This window comes from Paenibacillus aurantius, assembly GCF_032268605.1.
GTDB classification, from domain to species: domain Bacteria; phylum Bacillota; class Bacilli; order Paenibacillales; family NBRC-103111; genus Paenibacillus_AO; species Paenibacillus_AO aurantius.
In genome coordinates, this window is record NZ_CP130318.1 from 3605752 (window position 1) to 3630146 (window position 24395).

The window sequence follows — 24395 nt, forward strand, 5'->3', positions numbered from 1 at the left end:
ATTGCTTCTATTATACCATAATCTCCGGGAGAGGCGTTTTGGCCGGGCCGAAGGGGGGGATTTTCCAGGCGGGGCGAAAATCCTCCGCGACCGCCCTTCCGGTTTCCTCCAGAATCTCTCTCTTCAGCCGATTCAGCTCCGTTCCGTATTCTCCATAGGCAGGCATCGTCTCCAGCTCCTCCCATAGCTTTCTTGCGACGGGCAGCAGCCTCGTGCTGTCTCCGGCATAATAAAGCTTGCGGATATCCGGATGGTCGAGCGGTTCCTGCATAAGGCTGTCGCTGCTCAGCGCGATGAGCCGAGCCAGAGCCAGCACTCCGGCCGCCCGTTCCGGGTGGTCGAGCCAGCTGGGGAGGGCTCGGTATTCGAATCCTCCATGGCGTTTGCGGCGAAAGTCACCCAGGCTTCCGTAGCGGGGCCGCCTCCGGCGCGACTGCTCATCTTCGAGCAGAACCAGGGGAAGGGCCAAATAGGTATCCAACGTCCTTAAAAGACGGGAAGTGAGGGGAATGCCGCTGAAATGTATGTGACCCCCTAACGGAAATCCCGGGACGGGCATGCCCCCGGTAAGCCATTCCAGCTCGGGATCGGTGATCTGACTGGAGGCCCGAAGCATGGCCTCTTTAAGATTCTCGACAAGTACCCGCGGGGACGGACTAGGCTCCGGCCGCAGTTCGGCCAGCGGCAAAATCACGCGTTGGCCTCTTAAGATAATCCCGTCACAGCCAGCCTCCCCCATCCGTTCCATATAGCGGGAGGCGGAGACGATTCTGCCCCCGGGACGGCGGAGCAGAAACTCCGGATCCGCTCCAAGCAGTAGCGGTTCCGGGCGTGATTCCCCGGCTTCTCTCTCCTTCCGCAGCCGTTCAATCGCCGCGGCAAACAAAGAGGAAAGCCGCGGTCCCGGGATGGGGGACGGATCGACCTCTTCGACCAGCGTTTCTCCCTTCAGGGTGGTGGCGATCTTGACGATTCCGTAATCGAGACCAAGCGCATAGACCGCCCGGACGGCCTGCCGCGCCGCGCGCTTGGCGTGAAAGGGCGCACCGGATAGAGCTATCTCCCGAAACCGGCCGGACTGTTCGTCGTGGGGACGAAAAGCAGGGCCATCGTGATGGGGAAGCTTCTTCTCAAACAAACCGATTGCCCGTGTGTCGAAAACCGGCACCACGTATTGATAGTGAAAGGGCTCCTCCTTCCCTCTCTTCCTATCCACGGTGCGGATTCCTTCCTGTGTCAGCAGAGCGGCGACGGTCCTCGCCTGCTCCGCCCGAAGCACCGGCCGGATTCTTCCGATGATCTTCGTTTCCGGAGGCTCGGGCGCCGTCTTTCCCCATCGGATGACAATGGTACCGCTTCCGGCCTCCGGTGGCCGGGTTCCCTGCTTGACGGTAAGCCGGTCAAGCAAACTCGCCAACCCGGGCTCTCCTCCATGCAGAAAGAATATGCTCATTTCCATCCCCCTCCACGTCGGCGCCCCCTGGGTCCATCGCCGAGGAGGGAAGCCGCAATACATCCGCATAGCGAAAAAGAGGGCATCTGCCCTTAAGCAAAAGCCCTTTCTTCCGCATACCTTATGGTATAATCCTTGCTCTTAGGAAAGCTCATCCTCCAGGAGATCGAGGTCCAAATCCTCGAAGTCTCCGTCGCCGCTGTCAAAATCAAGGCTTTTGTCTTCCAGGTCATCCAAGCCTTTCGGATTCACGACCACGGTTACCTTGGTCTCCGCGACCAGCTCCACCTGGAATTCGCGTTCGACCCGGAGAACGACTCCGTCGCCGCGGGAGGATACGCTTGCTTCCACACAGTTTGGCTCCTGGGTGGAAACCGCCGACACTTCCGCGGTGGACGACTTATGTCTTTTGTCTAGATAAGTGAGCGGAACGACGTCCACGTACGAAATGGTTTCCTTCGCGACATCTGTTTTGGTGTTCTTGTCGTAGGAATACCAGATGTTGACGTCATAAGTACCGATGACCTCGACCCCTTCCGATGATCTAACCGCTTCATACTGGTTATTGATAATCCATGCACCCAGGATGCTGGTTGGAGCGTTCGGCGGAGTGACGGTATGGCTCACCTGACTGAATTTACGTCCTTTGCCGCATACAGCCTTCGTTAATATTTCGCGATATTGCAAATCTTTATCTGCGATAGACATGTTTCAACCTCCTCCATACAATCATTCTTTTAAATTGTATGCAGGACATGGGCGAATGTTGATACCACGACAGAAAGCGGGGACAAATATTTTTTGCTCCGCGTCTGAGGTGCGCGGCCTGAAGTTGCCTTACGCCCGGCGTCCCTTGCCGGCATCCGGCTGTTCGGCCTCTTCTCTTCTCGGTTTCTTTCGGGCCTTGGCGACGGATAGATAGGTTCTAAGTTCGAGACAAAGCTGCAGCAAAGCCGACCGCACCTCGAATTCAGGCCGGGTTTCGGGCAGCGGCATCCGCTGAAAGTCGCGCTCCAGCTCATCCAGCTTACGCTCCACATTGCCCGCGTAGTACTCGCTTCGGACATCCCCGCTCAGCTCCTCGAAGAGGGCGGCAATGGACTGTCCGTGCGGAAGGCTCTCGTGGACTTGGGAAACCAGCCCCAGCATCCGCTGGATGGATTCGAGCTGAAGGCTGCGCATGGCAAAATAACGGGGCCATTCCTCCTGCTGCTGAAACAGGCTGTTCTCGGAAGCCGTTCTAGCATGGGACAAGCCATCTCGGATGGAGTCCCCGGCCCTTATAATCTCTTGTCCGTTCCAGATCTGATCCGGGTCGCGAAGATGACGGGCCAGGTGTTCGAAGATCGAGGAGAACGCGGCCTCCGTCCCTTCCTTGGCCTCTTCGAGATTCCGGTACGCCTTCGGCATGTACAACAGATTGATGACGGTTGCCGTGCCGAGTCCCACCGTGAGCAGAAGAACTTCGTTCCACAGCAGGGGAAGGGTCACCTGCCTGGCGGTAAACAGATGTATCATGATAACGGTGCTGGTTACAATTCCATCCTGCAGCTTAAGCTTGGAGAGCACCGGATAAGTAACCACAATAAACACTGCAATTACCCACACCTGGAAACCGAACACGGCAAAAAGCGCCGATCCTAGCAGCAGGCCCAGTATGGAGGCCAGAAGACGGGCGGTGACGCTCTCGAGCCCTTTCTTCTTGGTGACGTCCACTCCGAGAACGGCCAACAGCCCTGCCGAAAGCGCAGAGCTTAGTTGTAGATATTGGGCCAAGTAGATGGCGAGCAAGGCGGCTAATGCGGTTTTGATAACGCGAATTCCCATTCGACCCGTTTCCTCTCCCGTCCGTTCACCGTCTGCGACGGCGTCGGTTTTGGGCTTATTGTAGCATAAGAAAGGACGGGTTATCACTTGACGGGCGAGCGGCGGACCATTTTATCGATGAGGGAAATGAATGCTTTAATGTCGATCGGCTTAGTCACATATTCGGCGAAGCCCGCGGCCAGCCCTTTCTCGATATCATCCGCCATGGCGAACGAGCTTAGGGCGATCACCGGAATCTCTGCCGTTTCCCGGTGATTACGCAAGGCCTCAAGCGCCTCGTACCCGTTCATGCCGGGAAGATGAATGTCCATGAGAATAAGGGCCGGCTGCTCAGAAAGGGCCAGTTCAAGCCCCGCTTCCGCATTCTCAGCGCAAATCAGTTCCATATCCGGCAATGTCCGAAACAAATGAATCATTAGGTCCATGTTCAAACGGTTATCTTCGATACACAATACACGGTACTTGTTCGTTTCTTCCTCCCCCTAAGAACAGGAAAAGCCGAAGAAGGAGCATAGCTCCCTCTTCGGCTCACGTCCGGCTCATGTCACCATGTCCGGTTCATTCCCGCCTGTATTTTAATCCTGGAATGTATATACAATCGCACTGGTATCCAAGGAAAAGTCCCAGTCTACATAAATATCGGATACCGTCTTGCCAAACAGCTCGCCTACCGCGGTTTCTTCAGCAAGATGACGTTTCTCCAGCTTCCTCTTGGTTATCTTCAAATCCTCTTCAAAACCTAGGGAAATGAGCTCTTTCTCGATTTTGATCAGGATTCCCCGCCGCATTACGATAAGCGTTCTGGGATTCATCCAGTAAGAGTTTGTCATTTCGGGCCACTTCTGCACTTCTGCGCTTACCCGGTTAATTTGTTCGTGGAGTTCCTTCTTTCCCTTGTAATCAGGGAACTGCGTAACCCAATCCGAGCCTTTGGCTACCCCTACGATCACCCCGGAGGAATTATAAATTCCCCAATCGTAATATAGCTCTTCTACTTCAAGGCCTAAAGTTTCGCGGATGGAATCGCTCAGTTCCGGCAGCAGGGATTTCATGAGCAGTTCCCGGGTATAACGGAAAGCTTTCTCTTCCTGCTTGCTGAGAAGAAATTTCTCGACGGGTCCGAGAAAATTACGGATATGCAGGGTGACAAAGCAAGAGTCCGAAGATACGTAGACGGACTCCGGTCCTTTGCCGAAACGGTCCCGAAGCTGTTTGCCTAAATAACTTGCCAATTGATTCCTCTGTTCGTTCCCAACCGACAAATGATCCAACCGCCTTTACATGACAATGCTGAGGTTTGTTTAGCCGCCGGCTTTCCTGTCCGGCTGCCCCCTCTATCATATAATATCTCCGCTTATATGACAAATGCTTGTTACATTATTTGGAAGTAATCCATTTTCTTTTTAGTGTTTCACCGAACTTCCTTGTGGTTAATAAGTATTGATTTTGTGTTAAGAAGCAGGTTTGACCGGCAAGAAGGGAGAGCTTGAAATCCATCATGCAAGAGAGCTTAGGTACCGTTGCCGCTGAGAAGAAGGTTTTGCGTATTCTTATAGGGGAAGAGCATGAAATCAACCAGCAGGTTCTTTCCAAGATCGTCCAGTCCCTGGGCTGCATTTCGGAAATCGCCTTTTCGGCAGCCGAACTAGTGGAGACTTGCTCGAAGGAGCCTTTCGATTATGTCCTTTTGGACCTCGAGCTGTTGAGCAGGAACAGCCTGACCGTTGCCGAGATCGTGCAAGCGGCTCGTCTCGGGAATCCGTCTGTTTCCCTAGTTGTTCTGACATCCGACCCTGGTTATGCCGATAAACAAAAATGCTTGTCGGCCGGAGCCGTGGATTATGTAGAGAAACCGCTGAGAAGAGAACGAATTCAGAAAATTCTCGTAAACGGGGACTTGTGAAGCCGGATTGCCTTTAGAGAGAAAAAGCATAAGCATAGGGTGTTCCGTCCTGCGGCACACTAACTCCCGGTACGATAACCGTCCGAGGAGGATAGAACATGACGAACACCTACAACAATAGCAAGCATGACGGGGACGGGGAAACCCACCGTCCTCCAACGGTTGACCGGGGAGAGCTCCGGAACGGCCGGTTGAGTCAGATCAAAAATTATAACGCGGACGAGGACAGCCAGCCGAACGAATTCTATTCTGAATTAGACGAAGAATAGCAGCGCTGTCATGACGGCTCGAAGCCCCCTGCCTTCCATTGAGGCGGGGGGCTTCGCGTTGTAAAGGAGGTGAGGGGAAAGGAAGCTGGACGACGGCGGCTCTACGCTCAGCGCCTGCCTCCGATCAGCTTTCCCTCCAAATAGACCACCGCCTGGTACATGACGGCGGCGACCAGTGCGATAATAAACAGGCTGCCGATGACTAGCGTGAAGTTGAACACCTGGAAACCATATATGATCAGATAGCCCAGCCCCTCTTTGGACACCAGGAACTCCCCTACAATGACTCCGATCCACGCCAGCCCCACATTGACCTTTAGGGTCGAGACGATAGCGGGAAAGGCGGCCGGAAGCACCACCTTGCGGAAAACCGCCGCGCGGTTTCCTCCGAACAGCCTGACGACTTTAATATAATTGGGGTCCACCTCGCGGAAGCTGGAGAAGATGACCAGGGTGGTTACAATAACCGTAACCGACAGGGTAATTCCGATGATGGAGAACAACCCCGGTCCCAAGCCGACGATAAACAGCGGCCCCAAGGCTACCTTAGGCATGCTGTTCAGAACGACGATATAGGGATCGAGCACCTTCTCGAGAAAAGGCGACCACCAGATGACGACGGCCAGAGCCGTCCCGCACAGGGTCCCCAGCAGAAACCCGATCACGGTTTCGGTGACCGTGATTCCGATATGAGGGAGCAGCGAACCGTCCTGCAGCTTCGAGATCAACAAGCCGGTTACCTTCGACGGGTAACTGAACAGGAGGACATCGATCCACTTCAGCCTCCCCGCCGCCTCCCACAACCCCAGAAAGCCGGCCAGGATTAGAAACTGGACGGCCAGAACCTTTCTTCCCCTCGCCCTTTTTCCGGACAGATACTCCTTGTGAATATGCCGGATTAATTCCGGCTGCCGAGCCAAGAGGTCGGTTTTTGACACCGTTATCCCTTCTTTCTTTCCGAAGGCTCCAGTTCCTGCCAAATGGCATGAAACAATTCGTGAAAACCGGGCTCCTCTCTTGCTTTCAGCGGAGAGGCCCGGCGAATGGAATCGGGAACGACCATTTCGCGGGAGATTCTCCCCGGGTTCCGGTCCATGATGAGAATACGGTCGCTCATGGCAATCGCCTCGGTAATGTCATGCGTCACGAGCAGGGCAGTTTTGCCATGGGAGCTAAGCGTATGGGCGACCAGCTCCTCCATCTGAAGCTTCGTCTGATAATCGAGAGCGGAGAACGGTTCGTCGAGAAGCATAACCTCCGGCTGAACCGCCATCGTGCGGACCAGGGCCACCCGCTGCCTCATGCCTCCGGACAATTCGGCCGGATAGCGGTCCTTCGTCGATAACAGCCCCATTTCATCAAGAAGATGAAGAATGTAGATGGTGGTTTTGTCAGTCAGCTGGCCGTTCAGCTCCAGGCCGATCAGGGCATTCTGAAGGATAGTCCTCCACGGAAAAAGATAATCCTGCTGAAGCATGTAACCCACGCGGGGACTCGGACCCGTGACCGGGTTCCCGTTCAGCTCTACCGTCCCCCGGGTCGGCTTGAGAAGGCCCGCTATAATGGAGAGCAGGGTGGTTTTGCCGCAGCCGCTCGGCCCTACCAGGCTGACAAACTCCCCTTGCCGGATTTGCAGGCTGATCCGGTCCACCGCGAGTGAAGCGGCTTTCTCCGTTACGTAAACTTGCGTAATTCCGTCCAGCCGGACAGCGGCCTGTTCCACGTCCCTTCCCCCTTCCCCAAACGTCCGACTTGCGGGCCGGACGGAGGCTGTCTCATCTTACTTGACCTCCTGCTTAGCCTTCTCCGCAAATCGGTTGTCAACCAGCGTACCGAACGGAACCTTCGTCTTCAGCTCTCCCGCCGTCTCCATGACCGCTTGAAGGTTGTTCCATTCCGCCTCGTCGATGATTCCGTCCTCCGCGAAGGAGCCTTGGTCTTTGTAGCGCTTCACGACATTCTTCAAGATTTCCTGGTCCGTATCCGGAAAATAAGGCTTAATCGCCGTTACGATTTCCTCTACGGGCTTGGAGGCCACCCACTTCTCTGCCTTCTGAACGGCATTGGTGAATTTCTGAACGGCGGCACCATTTTTGGACAGATAGCTCTTCTTGGTCATAAAGACGGTGTACGGCAAATGCCCGCTCTCCACTCCGAACGAGGCGACGACTTTCCCTCGTCCCTCCTTCTCAAAGATGGAGGCCTGGGGCTCGAATAATTGAACATAATCCCCCGTACCTGACGCGAAGGCACCCGGAATGTTGGCAAAATCCACGTTCTGGATAAGAGTCAGATCCTTCTGCGGATTGATGCCATGCTTCTTTAAGGTGAATTCCCCGGCCATCTGCGGCATGCCGCCCTTGCGCTGTCCCAGGAACTGGCTTCCCTTCAGCTGGTTCCAATCGAAGGATGCTCCGGGCTTGCGGGCAAACAGGAACGTACCGTCCGTCTGGGTCAGCTGGGCAAAATTGATGACGGGATCGTCCGAGCCCTGCTGGTACACGTAGATCGACGTCTCCGAGCCAACCAGTGCCACATCGATTGCATTCGAAAGCAGCGCCGTCATGGTCTTGTCTCCGCCCGCCGTTGTCTGCAGCTCGACCTCCAGCCCCTCCTCCTTAAAAAATCCTTGCGAGAGGGCCACATACTGAGGGGCATAAAAAATCGATCGGGTCACCTCTCCGATTCTGATTTTGGCCTTCTCCTGACCCCCGCCGCATGCCGGGAAAACCACTAAGGCCGCGGCAAGCAGGACGGCAGCCGGCCATTTCCACAGGCGCATTGTCTCATCCCCTTTTGTTCCTTTGCTCCTATCATCCTATGCAGAAGCCCAGGCCGGGGTGAAAGCCTGTATGGAACACCAAAAAACCATCCCGTGGCCGGGATGGTTCGCCGAATGGACTTTTACAGCTTATAGATCTCTTTGTATTTGTCCTCCAGATAAGCGACCAAATAGTCCGGGTTCAGCTCTTCCCCGCTAATCTGGGTAATGATTTCATTCGGGGTAAGGAGCTTCCCGTACTGATAAATCTCGTCGGTCAGCCATTTCTTGATCGGAATCAGATTGCCCTGCTCCGCCAGCTCATCAAATTGGGGAAGCTTCTGCCGCATCGTGTGCCGGATTTGGGCCGCATACATGTTGCCGAGCGCATACGAAGGGAAATAGCCGAAGGAGCCGCCGGACCAGTGCACGTCCTGTAGAACGCCTTCTCCATCATTGGATGGTTCGACGCCCAGGTATTCTTTGTATTTGCTGTTCCAGAACTCCGGCAGGTCGGCCACCTTCACCGATTCGCTGAAGAGGGCTTTCTCGATTTCATAGCGGATCATGATATGCAGGTTATAGGTCAGCTCATCGGCCTCAATCCGGATCAGGGAAGGCTTGACTTCGTTGATGCCCCGATAGAAATCTTCCACATGCACTTGATCCAGCTGACCCGGAAAGGTGCGCTGCAGCTCCCCGTAGTACCGGTTCCAGAACTCACGGCTGCGGCCGACCATATTCTCCCAGAACCTGGACTGGGATTCGTGAATGCCCATGGACGTGCCCGTGCACAGGTTGGTGCCGATGAGATCAGACGAAATGTTCTGCTCATACAAGGCATGGCCGCCTTCGTGGATCGTACCGAACAACGCGCTGACCACATCCTCCGGCAAGTAGCGGGTCGTGATCCGGACGTCCCCCGGATTCAAGCCTGTAGCGAACGGATGGACCGTTTCGTCCAAACGGCCGGCCTCGAAATCATAACCCATCTGCCCCAGGATAAAGAGGCTGAATTTCTTCTGCTTCTCGATATCGAACCGCTGCCGCAGGAACGAGGTGGCCGGCGCGTTCCTTGACGAGGCGATGGCGGAGACCAGCGGAACGAGCTTATCGCGCAAAGCCCCGAACACCTGGTCCAGCTTCTCGACCGTCATTCCGGGCTCGTACATATCCAGGAGCGTGTTGTACTTCGTGCCTTCGTAGCCCCATAGGTCAATAAACTCCAGATTGGCCGCTACGATCTTCTCGAGGTAAGGCTGGAATTTGGCATAATCGGACGTATGCTTGCATTCCTCCCAGGCGGATTCGGCTTGGGATGTAAGAACGACATAGGCTTGGTATTTATCCGGTGGAATCTTGACGCTCCGCTCGTACTCCTTGCGGGTTTCCCGGACGACCCGGCGGTTGATCGTGTCCAGCTCGTCTTCTCTCCCGTTCTCCGGGAAGTACGCCAGCAGCTCTCCCATTTGCGGCGAGACGGACAGCTTGAAGCTTTCGCCCGACAGCTGGCCGACCACTTCGGACCGGCTGGCCAATCCCTTCTTCGGGGCACCCGTTCGCATGTCCCAGTAAATCAAGCCGATGGCTTCCTCGTAGCTTTTGATTTTGGCCACCAGCTGGCGGAATTCCGCCAGTTTGCTTTGCAATTCGCTCATTCTTGGCCTTGGCCCCTTTCTCTCCTGCTCTCGTACGCTGAATCTCCTTGATCTTACTTTTTCTGATCACGTTTATCAACTTTCCCTTCTTATGATAAACTATATAGAAAGGAGAGTGAAACCATGCAGATCGTGTTTACGGATGCGGCCAAAGAACAGCTTGAGACGAAAGCCGCCGGTTCCGGCAGGCTGAAGCTGGTCTATGACACGGAAGGCTGCGGTTGTGCCGTCAACGGGGTACCCGACCTGTGGATCGAGCCGGCTCAACCAGAGCACTCCGGAGAATTGGCCGTGGAGAGCAATTACGTGCCGGTTGCCTGCGACCGGAAGAGCGAGGTTTTCTTTGAAGACCGGATGACGGTCGATTATAACCCGGAGCGCAAGTCGTTTGTTCTGAAAAGTACCGGCCAAATCTACAATGCCTCGTTGAGCCTGAAAGACAAAAGATAAAGCCCTTATACTAATTCAATAGGAGTCTGAAGACCATGTACAAATTAGATGATGTTCTTGCTTATAACCGCAGCTTTGTTGAGAATAAGGAATACGAAGCCTTCGTGACGGACAAGTTTCCCGAGAAGAAAATGGTCATTCTTACCTGTATGGATACCCGTTTGGTCGAGCTGCTCCCTAAAGCGCTGAATCTCCGCAACGGCGATGCCAAAATCATCAAGAGCGCCGGAGCGATCTGCTCCCACCCGTTCGGAAGCGTCATGCGGAGTATTCTGGTCGCCATCTATGAACTGAATGCCGAGGACGTTTATGTGATCGGGCACTACGATTGCGGCATGACCGGTCTGAACTCGGAGCGCATGCTCGAGAAGGCCGTCAACCGGGGCATTCCGGAGACGGTGATCGACACCCTGACCCATGCCGGCATCAATCTGAACCAATGGCTCACCGGGTTCGAGCATGTGAAGGAAGCGGTGACGAAAAGCGTGAACACCGTCCGCAACCATCCCCTGCTGCCTAAGGACGTCACCGTGCACGGCCTGATCATCGACCCCAAGACCGGAAAGCTGGATCTCGTCGTAAACGGATACGATGCCCTTAAAGCCACTGACTGACTGCGGTGTACCTGCCGGCCCCTTCTCCTTCGGAGCAGGGGCTTTTTTATGGGCATGGAATAGCTGATAAAGCCTTTTGTATTTTTATTTGGAATATCTTCCGTAACCTGAGGCGAGGTTATTACTATCCCAAGGAGCCGCGGAGTTCTTCCAACGGGAGATACACCGTAAAGCAGCTTCCCCGGCCGGGCTCGCTCTCCGCCTCAATCCACCCCCCATGCAGACGGACGTTCTGGTTGGCAATGGCGAGCCCGAGCCCCGTCCCTCCGCTTGTCCCGCTGCGCGTGCGGGAAGCGTCGGCACGATAGAAGCGGTCAAAGATATGCGGAAGCTCCTCCGCCGCTATCCCGATCCCGGTGTCAGCGAGGGCAAGGCTGGCGAAGGTTCCTCGTTTGTCCTCCCGGTATTCGGTTCCTATCGTCAGCCGGACGCTTCCCTCCCCTTCCGTATAGTGAATGGCATTGGCCAGAAGATTGTATAACGCCTGCAACAGCCGGGCCTTGTCCACCTGGACCCGCACCTCCGCCGCCGGCTCCTCAAGCGTCACGCTAATCGCCTTGTCCTCGGCCAAATAGCGGGTTTTCTCGATAAGCTGACCAGCTAGGGAAGCCAGGCTCTCTTCACTTTTCTTGAGGTCGGTCCTTCCCGCCTCAAGCTTGGAGAGATCAAGCACATCGTGGACCAGCCGCGACAGCCGGAGCACCTCGTCCAGCAGGGAAGAGGCCTTTCGTTCGGTCATCGGGCGGTTCGTTTCCAGCACGAGCTCCAGCTCCCCCTGGATAATCATCAGGGGGGTCCTCAGCTCATGGGCAACGTCGGACAGCAGCTGCTTGCGCGAGGCCTCCGCCCGGCTCCAATTCTCATTCATCCGGTGAAGCGCCAGCGCGATGGCTCCGAATTCGTCCCTTCGGGCAATCGGAAGCTTCCCGTCCGGTTCCCCGCGCTCGATAGCGTTAATTCCGTTCAGGATACGCCGAATGGGCCGGGTCAGCCGTCTGGTCAGAAAGAAGATAATGATCAGGGCGGCCAGAAACGTTACCCCCAAGGAGACCTTCAGGATGTTCGGCAGGATATCGTACCACATCTCTTTAAGCTCGTAGATCCGGGTCTGCCGCTCGTTCATCACGAACAGAATACCGATCCGGCGCCCGTCCTCCTCCAGAATAAGCGGGAAACTGTCGTTATACATGCCGTTAACAGGAACGGTGCCTTTAAGAACCTCCACTCCTTCTTCCGTCTTGAGAAGCATCTCCGGAAAGAAGGCCGCCTGGGGAAAATCAGCGGTTTCGACTTTCTCCCAGGACCTGCCGTTCCCCCGATAGAACCTCTCGAACTCCTGCTCCAAGGCAAGGAAACGGGGCCTGTCCTGGGCATAAGCGAAATCCCTCAAAATATAAAACTGAATCCGGGTGACGGCCAGCAGGCAGAGCATGATTACCACAATGAGGCTTCCCATAGCCAGGGTGAGCTTGGTTCTAATGCTCATGGCTGGCTCCAAACCGGTAGCCGAAGCCGTATACGGTCTGAATGTAGACCGGATTCTCGCTGTCGTCCCCGATCTTCTTTCTCAGCTTGCTAATGTGGGAATCGACCGTCCTCTCGTCCAGAACGTATTCCTCCTCAAAAGCATGCTGAAGCAGCTGCATCCGGCTGAAGACCCGCCCGGGCTTGGTCGCTAGCAGATGAAGAAGCGTATATTCGGTAGGCGTCAGCCGGAGCTCCTTCCCGTTGAGGAAAACCTGCTTGCTTTCTTCGTCGATGACCAGCTCCCCCCTCCGGATCAGCCCGCCTTCTTCCTTCTTCTCCCGGTCTCCGCCGCGGTTCATGCGTCTGACCAGGGAGCGGATCCGCGCCGCGAGCTCCCGCAGGGAGAACGGCTTCGTCAAGTAATCGTCGGCTCCCGATTCGAGCCCTACGATTTTATCGATCTCTTCCGTTTTGGCCGTCACCATAATAATACCGGGCTGGCCTATCTCGCGGAGCCGACGGCAGGCATCCAGCCCATTCATGCGGGGCATCATCCAATCCAGTACGACCAAATCGTGCTTTCCCTCGGCATACCGCTCCAAGGCCTCTTCCCCGCTGCCCGCCCTGGTGATCTCATAGCCTTCCGCCTCTAGATACTGTTCCATCAAGGCTGCAATTTTCTCCTCGTCTTCCACAATCAGGATCCGGATCATGGCTCGTCCCCCCGTTCCGTTGATGTTTCTATTATACGACGGGAAAAGGAAAAACCTAGCACCTCCACTACTTAGCCAGCTTTTCTCCATAGGTTCGCAACATGCAGGCGGGATAAGCCCTGCTTAACCCTATGAAAAAAACGCGCCTGCTTCTCGTAAGGAGAGCAGACGCGTTCCAATGGTCCCGCAAGCAGGAGATTACCGGGTGACCTTCATCGTTCCCAACAGACGGGAAGCCCCTTCGAATTTCTCGTAAACGTTCATTTGGGCCGAATTCAGAAGAGCCATAATATCCAGAACCGCGGCCGTATCCAGGCTGAGCTTGCTGCTGCCGTTCGCCAGGGCTCCCGCTCCTTCGAGAGGGGACTCCCAGGTTTTGACCGTAGTGCCGGTGCTGTCCACCAGCTCAAAAACCAAGGACCGGTTCTTGTCCACGCCGGCCACGTTCAATCCCTTGTCCAGCTGGTACTGGAAATTGAGGTCGATCTTCTTGGAGCTGTAAACCAACTGCATGTTCTGCAACGTCAGCAGATAAGGATTCATGGCGGCGCTGAGCTGTCCGTCGCTTACGCTGTCCTGATCATCCACCACTTGGAAAGGATACTGCTGGGGAGCGGCAAACGCCTCCTCCTCCAGCTTCTGTCCGAACACGAACGTCAGCTTGCTCTCATCCGCGTTCGCGGGTACCGTTACCCATAGGGTAGACATGGCCGAGCACTCCTTGCACAGCTTGCCCGGTTCCTCCAACGTTTGGGCCTGCCAGACGGAGCCTTCTCCATCCGTTACATACCCCACATACGACACGGATGCGCCATTGCGGGCTTCTTTGTTCGTTTGCTGGATCCGCACGGCCATGATCTTCTGATTTCCGTTCGCGTACACCTTGCTGTCCACCACCTGTGCTGTGGAAACCCGGCCGGTGTCGTGGATCATCCACTCTTTGGACAGAGCGGCGGTGTGAATGTTCTCCGCCTGCGGCGTAACATCCAGCTTCGACCATTCGCGCTTCTGGCTCCAGGTGCCGGCCTTCGCATCCAGGATTCCGCTCCCCAGATAAACCTTTCCGCTTTCAAAAGGCAGCTGATAGGACAGCTTGCTGTACAGGTAAAGGGTCGTTTTCTGTCCGGGATTCAAATAAGGAGAGGATTGAATCCGGACCGTTTTTCCCGGCAAGTCAATATCTCCTGCCTGGTAGCCGGCATATAGGGAAGGCAGGGTAATGACTTTCTTCTCCAGGTTCGTGAGCTCCACTTCACTCATCAGGATATCGTCATCCAACGCGGTATTCAGCCGGTAGGTCGACTTGACTGTCAGAGAGAGCTTGCCAACCGGCGTCTGAACGCCTGAGGACGTTGGAGTTCCTCCTGCGGATCCGCCGCCGGTGTCACCAGGAACGGGTGCGATTAGGAGCGGCGCTGTTACTGAAGGAGTTCCCGGCTTCTTCTCCAGGACGACAAGCTCGACCATAGAGGAATCCAGTCCGGACGGAAGCTCCGCCGTAAAATGATAGGTGCTGCTTTCCCCGGGAGATAAATAGGCGGGGTGCTCCTCCGTATCCATGGCCGCCCCAATCGAAAGCGTGCTCCCTTTGATTTGGTAAGCGGCCGCTAGAGCGGGCACTGCCTGCGCGCTGCCTCCCGTGTTCTTCACGGTAAGTTCGGCTTCCGCCTGTGTGGCGCCGGCCCCCGCATCCAGCTTGAACTCGTCGATCGTCACTTGAAGAGCCGGGGTGCCCTTGGATGTCAAGACGGCCGGGTCCCCGACAGCCGCGGTGCGAAAGCTGCCTTCCAGGCTGAGAGAGCCGAACAGCGTGCTGTCTGTGGAGGAGGAGGCCGCCGCATTGCCGGCTGTCCCGTTGGTTCCATTCCCAGAGCCGCTGCCTGATCCGTTCGCAGAAGCCGCGGAGGCGTTTTTCTTAAGAAATACAAGGGAATAGCTGTCGGCCCCCCCGAAGGCCCCTACATTGGCTTGAATTCCGATAAGCGCGGTTTGATGAGGCAGAATCGACTTGTCCCCCCCATAGAGGATCGACGCGGGATAGGTGAGACCGTCCGGATCCTGCACTCCGAGCTGGAGTGCCGAAGGGAGCTTGACGGCGGCGGTGCTCTGGTTGCGGACACGAAGATCCGAATACAGCGTCCAGCTTCCGTCGGTCAGCACTTTGTAGCTTCCCATGAGCTCAAAAGTTACGGTCGAGCCGGCGGGCAGGGACGAATCCACCCCGTCCAAGTCCACGGTAAACGCGGAGGATCCGCCCGTTCCGGCCGGAATGACGGGAGCTACGGAAAGAGCACCCAGCTCCCGGAAGGATAGAGAGGAGCGGTAATCCCAGGTTATCATCTCTACCTTGAGATCTTGGGCGGTCAGCCCCGTCGGCAGATCGGCCGCATACCGGTACAGCCCTTTGGAGCCCGGCTGAACCCGTGCCGTGCCTTTCTCGCTCATGGAAGCGGAGTAGCTTTGCCCGCCGGCGTCCACTACCCTCACCCCATAAGCGTTGTAATCGATCACCTGCCCGGATTCGTTGTTCAATTGAACCGCAAACCGGAGCTTCTGGTTGTCCGTTCCCTTCGAGAGGGAGGCTTCTTCCAGGGTAAAGTATACGTCCGGGCTTAGGAAAACGCCCTCCTGTGCCGAGGCCGGCACAGCGGGAAGGGCCGTAAAGGGAACGGCTGCCACCGCCAATACCAGGAACAAACGCAGCAGCCTACGAAATCGTGACCATGCTTTCAAGGAAATACCTCCTAATGGTAGGTGACTTGGAATTGCCCTTCTTTCTAAGGAGTTAATCAAACCGCAGGGCGTCGATGGGACGGAGCTTGGAGGCTTTGTTGGCCGGATACAATCCGAAAATAATGCCCACCAGAACCGAAAACAAGAAGGCGCCAAGGCTGACCGCCAGCGATATTTTGGTCGTGACGCTTGGAAAGGAATAGGAAATGCCTGCGGATATCCCGATCCCGAGCAGGAGCCCGCACACCCCGCCTAGACCGCTGATCACGGCGGATTCCACGAGGAATTGAAACAGGATCGTTCGGCGTTTCGCCCCGATCGATTTGCGGATGCCGATTTCCCTCGTTCTTTCGCTGACGGTGACAAGCATGATGTTCATGATCCCGATTCCGCCGACGAGCAGGGAAATGCAGGCGATGCTGACAAGCAGGTAGTTGAGCTGCTTGGACGCCGCATTCGCCGTCGTCAGCATCTGGTTCTGATTCAGAACCTCGAAGCCTTCCTCCGATTTGAACTTGTACGCCAGGTACTGCTTCATCGTCGCTTCTGCGGTATCGATATCCGCCTTGCTCGTGGCTTCAATATAAGTCGTGCGGATGTTCCCGAGCTTGTACTGCCTTCTGGCCGTCTCGAGCGGCATCAGGACGGTCGTATCGATCGACGTGTTGTTGATGTTCTTTCCTTTTGGCTTCAGGGTGCCGACAACGGTGAACACCACGCCGTCAATGTTGATCTCCTCTCCGACCGGGTCCTGAAAGCCGAAGAAGGTTTTGGCGACTTCGCTGCCCAGGACGACGACGTTCGAGCGGAACTCCAGGTCCGAGGGAGCCAGAAAGCGGCCTTTGTCGATCTGGGCTTTGTTCATGACGGCATACCGGTCGTTGGTACCGGTCACCTGAAATTTCTGCTGGGTGCGCTCATACTTGATGTTCGAATTCGCTTTGACAATGGTCGGGGCGATCATATCGATCTCGGGGAACTGTTCGAACTGCATCAGCTCCTCGTAGTTCAGCTGGGTGGCCCGGCCCACGTCCATGACGTTCACGACCAGAAGGTTCGTCCCGAGGCTCTCGAACTGATCCTCCACCTTGGCGGACGTTCCGGTTCCGATTGACACCAGCGCAACGACCGAGCTGACCCCGATAATCACGCCAAGCATGGTTAAAATGGTGCGAAGGGGGTTGGCCACCACGGTACGCAGCGCCATGCCGACCAATTCCATCAGTTTCATGAAGCACTCACCCCTCTGCTGCCGTAACCGATCGGCTCGTTCGGACGGTCGCTTATGATCTCCCCGTCCCGCAGCGTGACGATCCGCTTGGCGTGAGCCGCAATATGCGAATCATGCGTGATGAGAACGATGGTGTTGCCCTTCTCGTTCAGCTCCAGAATGAGCTCCAGCACCTCGGTTCCGGTTCGGGTGTCGAGGGCGCCGGTCGGCTCGTCGGCCAGGATCAAGGCCGGGGAAGTGGCCAGGGCCCGCGCGATGGCGACCCTCTGCTGCTGGCCGCCGGAAAGCTCACTCGGCTTGTGGTGTCCCCTTTCCCCCATTCCCAGCATCTCGAGCATCCGGGCTGCCCTTTCCCTTCGTTCGGCCTTCAGAACCCCGGCATAAATCATGGGAAGCTCCACATTCTCGATCGCGGTCAGGCGCGGGAGCAGGTTAAACTGCTGAAAGATAAAGCCGATCTTCTCATTCCGCAGACGCGCCATCTGATTATCGGAAAGGCCGGAGGTTTCCGCCCCGTCCAGCGTATAGGTTCCCGAAGTGGGAACATCGAGAAGGCCGATTGTATTCATTAGAGTCGATTTACCGGATCCGCTCGGGCCGATAATGGCGACGAATTCCCCTTCGGAGACCGAGAGGGAAAGCTCCTTGAGCACTTGGAGCTCCTGGTCGCCTCTCCGGTAAACCTTCGTTACTTTGTCTAACACGATCATGTCCATCGTCATGCCTCCTGAAAATCCTGCCTGCCGGAGCAGGCAAGCCGTCACGGCTGTCTTTGCCTTTTTCTTGACTTACCGGCCATACCGACGCCTTCCGGCAGGGAAAGCGGGTCATTCCTTGCAGGCTCTGTCAGCTCCTCAACTCTATCGGGCCGCCCCTCCTCCTGTATTCTGCCGCGCCCCTCCTCCGTTGCCGCCTGTCCCAGCATTTCCTCCATTGGCATTGCCGTTATTCCGCGCTCCTCCGGCACCCCCGGCGCCGCCGGCTCCGCCTCCATTCTGGAATTGCTGCCTCAGGTTCGCGATCTCCTCCGGCGACATCTGACTGGTACCGCCCTGGCCGTTCTGGAACTGCTGGCGAAGCCGGTTCAAATCGGCCTGGTTAAGCTTATCCTGCTTCTTGAGCTGCGGAAGGACAATCCGGTCTCCTTCCTTCAAGCCTTCCGTTACCTCCACTTGGGTTTTGCTACGCATGCCGATCGTGATTTCATGCTCGTTCTCGATCGTGCCGTCGGCTTTCTTCAGGGAGACGAACGATTTCCCCTTCGACCTCTGAAGCGCCTCGATCGGCAGAAGAAGAACCCCTTTTTTATCCTGAAAAAGGATTTCCCCCGTGGCCGTCATGCCGTATTTCAACTGGCCTGTGTTCTGAATCGAAAGGACGACATCGAAAAACGTCACGCCGTTCGTCGTGGTTCCCACGGTCGAAACCTGGCTCACCTCGGCGTTGAAGATCCGGTTCTGCAAGGAATCGACCTTGACCTCCGCTTTCATCCCCGCTTTAACGTTAGGCAAATCAAGCTCATCCACCTGGATGGGAAGCTGCATGTTTTGCTGGCTGGCCACCCCGCCGAACTGTGTTCCGCTGTTTACTTTCGTTCCCGGCGTAAGCGTCGTGAGGATATTCGTCTTCTTGTTCACAAAATCCGTGGAGAAGATCCCGTCGAAGGGTGCCTTCACCACAAGGGCATCCAGCTTGTCCTGGCTGTCCTGCACGGCAAGCGCCTGCTGGTCGACGTTGTTCTGTTTGTTGGATAAGTCGCTTTTCAAGGAGTCGTTCATCAGGGTGCCGATCACCGCTCCTTCCTTGACCAGGGCATTCGTCTTGACGTGAAGAGTTTCCACCGTTCCCGCCGCTCCCGCCAGGATAGTCGCCATCTTGCCGTATTGTATGATTCCGGCATCCTGGGACTGGTAGGTATGCCCATTCTTCAGCACGCTTCCCTTTGCTTTCAGACCGGCATCCATCGTCGAATCGTTCTCGATGGCCACTTCGACATCCAGCAGCTTCCCGCCCTTCAGATCTCCCCTCGCATCGCGGCCGACTCCCTTAATCGTACCGGTCTTCGTCAGCATGAAGCCGTCGATATCCAGATCGACCGTGTCGCCCGGAGCGAGCTGGGAAGCATCCTCGAACAGGAAAGGGATCGTGACCGTCAGATTCTGAATATCCGAAACCGTTGCGATTTTGGCATTTTTGTTCACGGACGAGCCGGTATCGATCCCATTTGCTAGGGTCAATTTTCCGCTGATCGGGGCGGTCATGGTCAACGAGCCGATCTGCTCTTTGAGATCATTAAGGTCCTTCTGCGCTGACGCCAGGCTGACCTTGGCCTTCTGCAAATTGTTCTCCAAGGTTGGATTGGTCAGCTCGACCAGCACGTCTCCGGCTTTGACCTCCTGATTCCGGCTCAGGTTGATGGTTTTGATGATACCGTCGGCGGGAGCGGTAATGATTTGCGAATCCTTCGGCTCCAGCTGGGAGGTTCCCGTAACAGAGGTCCGGATATCCCCCCTCTTGACGGTGTAAACCACGTCCTGGCTTTCCTCCGACTTGCTTCCCTTGGCTTTCTGATAGTAGAACACCGAGGTTCCCGCGGTAAGAACGATCGCGAGTCCAAGCGTCATCCACATTCTTTTCTTGCGAATCCCAGCCATTCCGTCTCTCCCTTTCTTTCCTTCATTTCATGGTTTCTTGCGGTTGGTTAACACATCCAGCAGCTGCTGCTCCAGGCTGGTGCCGTTATCTGCGTTCATCGGGAGAATGTCTCCTGCCGGGTGCTCCCCCTCTCTCCCCCCTCCGCCGGCGGGCGGTTCCTCCCCTCCGTGCCGGTGCCGGAAATCCTCCAGCAGCTGCCGCCTTTCCTCTTCTTCCAAAGGCCTTCCCGGCGGCGGGGGCCTCCTCTCCATCCTCTCTTTCACCACGTTGTAATAGGCTCTCTGCCCAGGGGTGAGCCGGTCGAGCACCCGGGTAAGGTCCTGCGGACCCAACGCGCCCTTCTCAACGGCTTGGCTCACGGCCGGAAGGAGGGCTTCCGCTTCCTGGGGGCTGAAGTGAAGCTCCGGCACCCCGTCCATTTCCAGCAGGGACCGGAAAAGAATCACGAGCTGCCGCTCGCGGCTGCTCTGAAAGGGGGCTTCCTCCTGCTTATGCTCCTGCTCCTGAACGGCGGGCCTTTCACCGGAGTCCGGCGGGATCATCCCTCCGCCGCCTGCTTGTCCGCAAGCGCTTCCCGTTACCACCAGCAGGAGCGCCAGCCGCCGGAGACCCATCCGAATCCTCCGGTGCTTCATCCGTATCCCTCCCACGATAACCGGAAAACGCCAAAAAACCTGTCTATTCCTAGACAGGATAAAAGATAAACTTGAACAAACTGTGCGGAAGTTGTGAAGCAAATGTAAAACCTTACCGGAAAAGCGGAAAGGACACCGTAAACTCCGTCCCTTCCCCGTGCACGCTTGCCACCTCGATGGTTCCTCCCATCCCGGTCACGAGATGACGCGTAATGGTTAACCCCAGGCCCGTCCCTTCCGAAGGAAGCCCCCGGGAGGCATCCGCTTTGTAGAAGCGGTCCCAGATGCGGGCTATCTCCTCCGGGGACATGCCAATTCCCGTGTCCTTCACCTTCAGGAGGAACCTCCCTTCTTCCGTTCCAAGCCACACGGTAACCTCCCCACCGGCCGGAGTAAACTGCATGGCGTTGTACAGCAGGTTATTCACCACTTGGGCATACCGGTCCGGATCCAGCTCGACAAAAAGCGGCTCATCCTTTTCCGTTTGCTCGGGGGTCCATACCTGCAGACGGAGCTCCTTACGATCGAAGGCGGGAGCAAGCAGATCGATGATATCCCGGGTACGGGAGAACACATCCACGGCGGTTAAGTGAAAGGGGTCGGGACTGTTCTGGATTTTGGCCAGGTCGAGCAGATCGTTTACGAGCCGCTGGAGCCTCTGCACCTCGTGCCCGCAAATTTTCAGGTAGCGGGGGTGATCCTCCTTCGGGATGACCCCGTCGTTCATGGCTGCAATCAGTCCACGTAAGGTCGTAAGCGGGGACCTCAGCTCATGTGAAATGTTCGTGAGAAACTCCTGGCGGGTGTCCTCCCACTGCTGCAGCTGCTCGGCCATGAAGTTGAAGCTCCGGGCCAGCTGCCCGACTTCGTCCTCCGAAGCAGCGTCGACCCGGATCCGGAAATCCCCCTCGGCAAGAGCCAGGGAAGCCCGGTTCATCTGCTGAAGGGGCTTGGCCAGGCGGCGGGAGAGTATGTACAGGATCAGGCCGACGGCAAGCAAGGAAAAGAGCAGGGGGATCCATATGTTGAACCGGACCGCGTTAATAATTTCCGAAATGTCGTTGACCGGCGTATGAAGAAAGAGAAGATAGCTCTGCTGGCCGTTAACGAGGCTGTAACAGGTTAGATAATTATCCGGGTTCCGCCCGTCGGACGCCCCGATGTGCCCGGTCAGGAAGCCGGTGCCGCCCTTAAGGGCCTGAGCATACCCGCTGTCCAGTGAACGGGGAAGGGTATGTCCCTCCCATTCCGGCGAGGAGCTGTACAGGATCAGCCCTTTAGGATCCGCCACCCACACCTGCCCGTTAAAGCTGCGGGCGACCAGCCGGAGTCCGAAGCGCAGCTCCCGGTTGGACAGGGTCCCTTCCTGCTGGGATTTCAATACCTGGGTAAGCTCCTCGGCTCTCGATAGCAGAAGCTCCTTTTTGTCCTTGTAGAACAGATCATTGAAGTAGGAATTCCAGAACAGAGCCAGCCCCAGAAAAAAAAGCAGGCACACGGCCAGAAAAGAAAGAAAAAGCTTGAGGTAAAGACTGCCGTACCAGCGTTTGATCATGTGGGGGTGACCTCAAAGGCATAGCCGATTCCCCAGAGCGTCTGGATGCTCCAGCGGGGATGGGGGCCGAGTTTTTTTCGCAAATTTTTGACATGGGCGTCCACGGTTCGGGTTCCACCGGCAAAATCAAAGTTCCACACATGGCCGAGGAGATCCTCCCGGGTGAAAACGCGGCCCGGGCTGCTCGCGAGAAAATACAGCAGTTCGATTTCCTTGGGAGTCAGCTCGATTCTTGCGCCGTCCACCAGCACCTTGTACTGCTTGCGGTCGATATGCAGCCCGTGGAAGTCCAGCGGCCGCTGCCGTCTGTCTTCCGACCCGGCCGGCTCCGGAAGCGTTCTCTCCGTGCTTCGCCGCAGCACCGCCTTGATGCGGGCCACGAGCTCGTTCGGATCGAACGGTTTCACCACGTAATCGTCCACTCCGAGATTGAAGCCGCGCAGCTTGTCCATAGCCTGGTCCTTCGCCGTCAGCATGATGATGGGCGTCGACCCCAACGGAGCCTCCATGCGCCGGATCTTATCACAGAGGTCGAAGCCGGAGTGATCCGGCAGCATCACGTCGAGCAGAATCAAATCCGGCTTATGCTCCTTCACGGCTTCGGGCACCGCCCTTCCCCTATAAAGAATGACAGGAGAATAGCCGGCATGCTCGAGGTACAGCCGGATCACCTCGACAATGTGGGGCTCGTCGTCCACCACCAGTATACGGGAAGCCATCTAGCCGATCCTTCCTCTCTGTCTGCTTTTAGCTTCGCGGCTAGTAAGCCGCTCCCGAATCACATCCGAACGGTCCCGCCTGGAATGCTTGTGGATCAAATCGGCATTTTCCAGATTGCTCGCCGCCTCCCAGACGGCTTTCTTCTCAAGAGCCGCCTTCCGGCACTCTTCCAACAAGTCCGAATCGGCTAAAGGAAGATTCCAATCGAGATAAGGAAGGTTGCTCCCTTCCTCGATAAGCCGGATCCGCTCCTCCAGGCGTCTGCGGAACTCCCCCGCCTCAATGCCCAGCTTCTCCAGGGCGTCCTCCGTCAGCCGGCTGTTGGCTCCGTTTAACATTTTGAGGGCGCCAGACGTATTGCTCCTTCGTTCATGGTATAGCCCGACCGCAAGCTGAATCAGCCCGACCCAGGCCGGGGCCAGCGGATCCTGAGGGTTGCTTTTCCAATACTCTTCCAGAATCTCGTGACACTCAAAATAATCCCGTTCCGCATGAAAATAAACAAGATATGCTCTGTATTCCTCCGGGTAGTGGCCCAATCCGATCGCCTCTTCTCTAGCTTTCCTGTTATTTTAGCAAAATTCGTTTAAAAAATGAAACCATAGACTATAGTAGAACGTAAGTATTAGGCAGCAAAAAATGCACATTCTCAGGGAGGATAAAATGAAGAAACTATTGATCGTGTTCATGTCCTGTATGGTGTTCTTCGCTATGGCGGCTCCCGTCAGCGTAGATGCCGCGAAAGGCCGCAGCGGCGGGTACTCGTCCAGCAAGAAGAGCTACACCCCGACGGCTCCTTCGAACGGCGTGAACAAGAGCCAAACCGGGACTACGTCCAAATCGGATTCCACCAGCACCAGCAGCTCCACGGCAGCCAAAAAGCCCGGTTTGTTCGGAGGCGGCAGCTTCCTTAAAGGACTGGCCCTCGGTGGTCTGGCCGGTTTGATGTTCGGCGGTCTATTCGGCAATATGGGCTTCCTGGGCAACATTCTAGGGTTCATGCTTAACATGTTTGCGCTTGTGGCCCTGTTCGTACTGATCAAGTCGGTCATCAGCTACTTTGTGAATCGCCGTAAAGTTAACCATAAGAGGTACTAAGAATGAGAATTTCCGAGCAGGAAATCATGAACGCCATCTGCTTGAATATAGCCGAACGTAAACAGATTCGGCCGACGGATGTGGAAGTCCAGCTTCTCTGGGATGAAGAGCTGGGTTACTCGGCGGAGGTGACCGTGCAAGGCCGGACCCAATTCCTCATTGAAGCGAACATGCTGGAAGCCATTGAGCGCTACATGCTGACGGAATACAACCAGCGTGTCTTCCGCAGCCAGATCGAGCTGGACATCGATGAGAAAATGTTCGCGGAGATCCGGATTTAACCCGGCTATCAGGGTTCTGCTGCAACGGGTAGATGGCAGTCCTGCCTAAAGCGGGAACAAGCAAACCAAAAAGAGGAGCCGCGGCTCCTCTTTTTGGTTTGCTTGGAAGTGGGAAGCGGAAGCTATCCTCAGCTGTAAAGATCCGAGGCGTCGTCGTAATCATACCGGAAGCCGTCTTCGGCATCTTCCGGAAACGCGGCCGTATCCACCCGCATCGAGGCGGCCGGGTTCTGCTTTCCCTGCAGCTTATCGAGCACCTCGCGGTAAATCCCGATTTCCTGGTAGTCGCCCGAATGGGCAATGACCGTGTTCAATGCCATTTCCAATACGGCCTTATCCTGATCGGTCCATTCCATCCTTACTCGCCTCCTG

26 protein-coding genes are annotated in these 24395 nt (G+C 56.1%); 6 read left to right on the plus strand and 20 right to left on the minus strand.

Annotation, left to right across the window (positions count from 1 at the left end; genetic code table 11):
* Positions 1 to 10 precede the first annotated feature (10 nt).
* The 5 genes from MJA45_RS16140 to MJA45_RS16160 form a co-directional block, all read right to left on the minus strand.
* A complete protein-coding gene (locus tag MJA45_RS16140; RefSeq protein WP_315602943.1) occupies positions 11 to 1453 on the minus strand; it encodes a putative amidoligase domain-containing protein in 1443 nt (480 codons plus the stop codon).
* 141 nt (positions 1454 to 1594) lie between these two features.
* On the minus strand, positions 1595 to 2161 hold the full coding sequence (locus tag MJA45_RS16145) for an outer spore coat protein CotE (RefSeq protein WP_315602944.1): 567 nt from the start codon (positions 2159 to 2161) through the stop codon (positions 1595 to 1597).
* A gap of 129 nt (positions 2162 to 2290) precedes the next feature.
* On the minus strand, positions 2291 to 3280 hold the full coding sequence (locus MJA45_RS16150; RefSeq protein WP_315602945.1) for an aromatic acid exporter family protein: 990 nt from the start codon (positions 3278 to 3280) through the stop codon (positions 2291 to 2293).
* An 83-nt stretch (positions 3281 to 3363) separates the two neighbouring features.
* Positions 3364 to 3732: a response regulator gene (locus tag MJA45_RS16155; protein WP_407083049.1), complete on the minus strand. Its 369-nt coding sequence runs from the start codon at positions 3730 to 3732 to the stop codon at positions 3364 to 3366.
* A gap of 123 nt (positions 3733 to 3855) precedes the next feature.
* Complete coding sequence (locus tag MJA45_RS16160) at positions 3856 to 4512, minus strand: Na-translocating system protein MpsC family protein (RefSeq protein ID WP_315602947.1); 657 nt, start codon at positions 4510 to 4512, stop codon at positions 3856 to 3858.
* A gap of 254 nt (positions 4513 to 4766) precedes the next feature.
* On the opposite strand from MJA45_RS16160, the gene MJA45_RS16165 reads away from it, so the two are divergent.
* Together MJA45_RS16165 and MJA45_RS16170 are read left to right on the plus strand one after the other, a co-directional pair.
* The gene (locus MJA45_RS16165) at positions 4767 to 5183 is read left to right on the plus strand and encodes a response regulator (RefSeq protein ID WP_315602948.1); all 417 of its coding nucleotides are present in this window, start codon (positions 4767 to 4769) and stop codon (positions 5181 to 5183) included.
* A 98-nt stretch (positions 5184 to 5281) separates the two neighbouring features.
* Complete coding sequence (locus tag MJA45_RS16170) at positions 5282 to 5452, plus strand: hypothetical protein (protein ID WP_315602949.1); 171 nt, start codon at positions 5282 to 5284, stop codon at positions 5450 to 5452.
* Positions 5453 to 5559: 107 nt separating this feature from the next.
* Here MJA45_RS16170 and MJA45_RS16175 read toward each other — a convergent pair whose 3' ends face one another.
* From MJA45_RS16175 to MJA45_RS16190, 4 genes are all read right to left on the minus strand, one after another.
* Entirely contained in the window at positions 5560 to 6342 is a 783-nt protein-coding gene (locus tag MJA45_RS16175) for an ABC transporter permease (protein WP_407083164.1), read from the minus strand.
* Between the two features lie 50 nt (positions 6343 to 6392).
* A complete protein-coding gene (locus MJA45_RS16180; RefSeq protein WP_315602951.1) occupies positions 6393 to 7175 on the minus strand; it encodes an ABC transporter ATP-binding protein in 783 nt (260 codons plus the stop codon).
* Positions 7176 to 7232: 57 nt separating this feature from the next.
* On the minus strand, positions 7233 to 8234 hold the full coding sequence (locus tag MJA45_RS16185) for an ABC transporter substrate-binding protein (protein ID WP_315602952.1): 1002 nt from the start codon (positions 8232 to 8234) through the stop codon (positions 7233 to 7235).
* Positions 8235 to 8356: 122 nt separating this feature from the next.
* The gene (locus MJA45_RS16190; RefSeq protein ID WP_315602953.1) at positions 8357 to 9871 is read right to left on the minus strand and encodes a carboxypeptidase M32; all 1515 of its coding nucleotides are present in this window, start codon (positions 9869 to 9871) and stop codon (positions 8357 to 8359) included.
* A gap of 123 nt (positions 9872 to 9994) precedes the next feature.
* On the opposite strand from MJA45_RS16190, the gene MJA45_RS16195 reads away from it, so the two are divergent.
* Together MJA45_RS16195 and MJA45_RS16200 are read left to right on the plus strand one after the other, a co-directional pair.
* Positions 9995 to 10321, plus strand: coding sequence for an iron-sulfur cluster biosynthesis family protein (locus MJA45_RS16195; protein ID WP_315602954.1), 327 nt, complete (start codon positions 9995 to 9997; stop codon positions 10319 to 10321).
* 35 nt (positions 10322 to 10356) lie between these two features.
* Entirely contained in the window at positions 10357 to 10935 is a 579-nt protein-coding gene (locus MJA45_RS16200) for a beta-class carbonic anhydrase (RefSeq protein WP_315602955.1), read from the plus strand.
* 124 nt (positions 10936 to 11059) lie between these two features.
* Here MJA45_RS16200 and MJA45_RS16205 read toward each other — a convergent pair whose 3' ends face one another.
* From MJA45_RS16205 to MJA45_RS16250, 10 genes are all read right to left on the minus strand, one after another.
* The gene (locus MJA45_RS16205; RefSeq protein ID WP_315602956.1) at positions 11060 to 12421 is read right to left on the minus strand and encodes a sensor histidine kinase; all 1362 of its coding nucleotides are present in this window, start codon (positions 12419 to 12421) and stop codon (positions 11060 to 11062) included.
* Entirely contained in the window at positions 12411 to 13115 is a 705-nt protein-coding gene (locus tag MJA45_RS16210; protein ID WP_315602957.1) for a response regulator transcription factor, read from the minus strand. The genes MJA45_RS16205 and MJA45_RS16210 overlap by 11 nt, the downstream gene beginning before the upstream one ends.
* 198 nt (positions 13116 to 13313) lie before the next feature.
* Complete coding sequence (locus MJA45_RS16215) at positions 13314 to 15848, minus strand: hypothetical protein (protein WP_315602958.1); 2535 nt, start codon at positions 15846 to 15848, stop codon at positions 13314 to 13316.
* A gap of 52 nt (positions 15849 to 15900) precedes the next feature.
* Positions 15901 to 17079, minus strand: coding sequence for an ABC transporter permease (locus tag MJA45_RS16220; RefSeq protein WP_315602959.1), 1179 nt, complete (start codon positions 17077 to 17079; stop codon positions 15901 to 15903).
* Positions 17076 to 17795 carry an ABC transporter ATP-binding protein gene (locus MJA45_RS16225; protein ID WP_315602960.1) on the minus strand — a complete coding sequence of 240 codons (720 nt, stop codon included), beginning with the start codon at positions 17793 to 17795 and terminating at the stop codon, positions 17076 to 17078. The genes MJA45_RS16220 and MJA45_RS16225 overlap by 4 nt, the downstream gene beginning before the upstream one ends.
* Before the next feature lie 144 nt (positions 17796 to 17939).
* Positions 17940 to 19733: a permuted SH3 domain-containing protein gene (locus tag MJA45_RS16230; RefSeq protein WP_315602961.1), complete on the minus strand. Its 1794-nt coding sequence runs from the start codon at positions 19731 to 19733 to the stop codon at positions 17940 to 17942.
* A gap of 27 nt (positions 19734 to 19760) precedes the next feature.
* Entirely contained in the window at positions 19761 to 20369 is a 609-nt protein-coding gene (locus MJA45_RS16235) for a hypothetical protein (protein WP_315602962.1), read from the minus strand.
* Between the two features lie 112 nt (positions 20370 to 20481).
* Positions 20482 to 21924 carry a sensor histidine kinase gene (locus MJA45_RS16240; protein ID WP_315602963.1) on the minus strand — a complete coding sequence of 481 codons (1443 nt, stop codon included), beginning with the start codon at positions 21922 to 21924 and terminating at the stop codon, positions 20482 to 20484.
* On the minus strand, positions 21921 to 22643 hold the full coding sequence (locus MJA45_RS16245) for a response regulator transcription factor (protein ID WP_315602964.1): 723 nt from the start codon (positions 22641 to 22643) through the stop codon (positions 21921 to 21923). Before MJA45_RS16245 ends, MJA45_RS16240 begins: the two co-directional genes overlap by 4 nt.
* Complete coding sequence (locus MJA45_RS16250) at positions 22644 to 23183, minus strand: DUF309 domain-containing protein (RefSeq protein ID WP_315602965.1); 540 nt, start codon at positions 23181 to 23183, stop codon at positions 22644 to 22646.
* Between the two features lie 124 nt (positions 23184 to 23307).
* Between MJA45_RS16250 and MJA45_RS16255 the strand changes: the two genes are divergently transcribed.
* Entirely contained in the window at positions 23308 to 23742 is a 435-nt protein-coding gene (locus tag MJA45_RS16255; protein WP_315602966.1) for a hypothetical protein, read from the plus strand.
* Positions 23743 to 23744: 2 nt separating this feature from the next.
* Positions 23745 to 24023 carry a YxcD family protein gene (locus MJA45_RS16260; RefSeq protein WP_315602967.1) on the plus strand — a complete coding sequence of 93 codons (279 nt, stop codon included), beginning with the start codon at positions 23745 to 23747 and terminating at the stop codon, positions 24021 to 24023.
* A 128-nt stretch (positions 24024 to 24151) separates the two neighbouring features.
* Here MJA45_RS16260 and MJA45_RS16265 read toward each other — a convergent pair whose 3' ends face one another.
* Complete coding sequence (locus tag MJA45_RS16265) at positions 24152 to 24379, minus strand: hypothetical protein (protein WP_315602968.1); 228 nt, start codon at positions 24377 to 24379, stop codon at positions 24152 to 24154.
* Between the last annotated feature and the right edge of the window lie 16 nt (positions 24380 to 24395).

Excerpts from the sequence above, each read along its gene's own strand:
- MJA45_RS16200 (WP_315602955.1), top strand. The coding sequence starts at position 10,357 with ATGTACAAATTAGATGATGTTCTTGCTTATAACCGCAGCTTTGTTGAG.
- MJA45_RS16150 (WP_315602945.1), bottom strand. The coding sequence starts at position 3,280 with ATGGGAATTCGCGTTATCAAAACCGCATTAGCCGCCTTGCTCGCCATC.
- MJA45_RS16245 (WP_315602964.1), bottom strand. The coding sequence starts at position 22,643 with ATGGCTTCCCGTATACTGGTGGTGGACGACGAGCCCCACATTGTCGAG.
- MJA45_RS16220 (WP_315602959.1), bottom strand. The coding sequence starts at position 17,079 with ATGAAACTGATGGAATTGGTCGGCATGGCGCTGCGTACCGTGGTGGCC.
- MJA45_RS16230 (WP_315602961.1), bottom strand. The coding sequence starts at position 19,733 with ATGGCTGGGATTCGCAAGAAAAGAATGTGGATGACGCTTGGACTCGCG.
- MJA45_RS16185 (WP_315602952.1), bottom strand. The coding sequence starts at position 8,234 with ATGCGCCTGTGGAAATGGCCGGCTGCCGTCCTGCTTGCCGCGGCCTTA.
- MJA45_RS16140 (WP_315602943.1), bottom strand. The coding sequence starts at position 1,453 with ATGAGCATATTCTTTCTGCATGGAGGAGAGCCCGGGTTGGCGAGTTTG.
- MJA45_RS16205 (WP_315602956.1), bottom strand. The coding sequence starts at position 12,421 with ATGAGCATTAGAACCAAGCTCACCCTGGCTATGGGAAGCCTCATTGTG.
- MJA45_RS16235 (WP_315602962.1), bottom strand. The coding sequence starts at position 20,369 with ATGAAGCACCGGAGGATTCGGATGGGTCTCCGGCGGCTGGCGCTCCTG.
- MJA45_RS16265 (WP_315602968.1), bottom strand. The coding sequence starts at position 24,379 with ATGGAATGGACCGATCAGGATAAGGCCGTATTGGAAATGGCATTGAAC.
- MJA45_RS16195 (WP_315602954.1), top strand. The coding sequence starts at position 9,995 with ATGCAGATCGTGTTTACGGATGCGGCCAAAGAACAGCTTGAGACGAAA.
- MJA45_RS16170 (WP_315602949.1), top strand. The coding sequence starts at position 5,282 with ATGACGAACACCTACAACAATAGCAAGCATGACGGGGACGGGGAAACC.
- MJA45_RS16210 (WP_315602957.1), bottom strand. The coding sequence starts at position 13,115 with ATGATCCGGATCCTGATTGTGGAAGACGAGGAGAAAATTGCAGCCTTG.
- MJA45_RS16225 (WP_315602960.1), bottom strand. The coding sequence starts at position 17,795 with ATGGACATGATCGTGTTAGACAAAGTAACGAAGGTTTACCGGAGAGGC.
- MJA45_RS16240 (WP_315602963.1), bottom strand. The coding sequence starts at position 21,924 with ATGATCAAACGCTGGTACGGCAGTCTTTACCTCAAGCTTTTTCTTTCT.
- MJA45_RS16260 (WP_315602967.1), top strand. The coding sequence starts at position 23,745 with ATGAGAATTTCCGAGCAGGAAATCATGAACGCCATCTGCTTGAATATA.
- MJA45_RS16145 (WP_315602944.1), bottom strand. The coding sequence starts at position 2,161 with ATGTCTATCGCAGATAAAGATTTGCAATATCGCGAAATATTAACGAAG.
- MJA45_RS16255 (WP_315602966.1), top strand. The coding sequence starts at position 23,308 with ATGAAGAAACTATTGATCGTGTTCATGTCCTGTATGGTGTTCTTCGCT.
- MJA45_RS16190 (WP_315602953.1), bottom strand. The coding sequence starts at position 9,871 with ATGAGCGAATTGCAAAGCAAACTGGCGGAATTCCGCCAGCTGGTGGCC.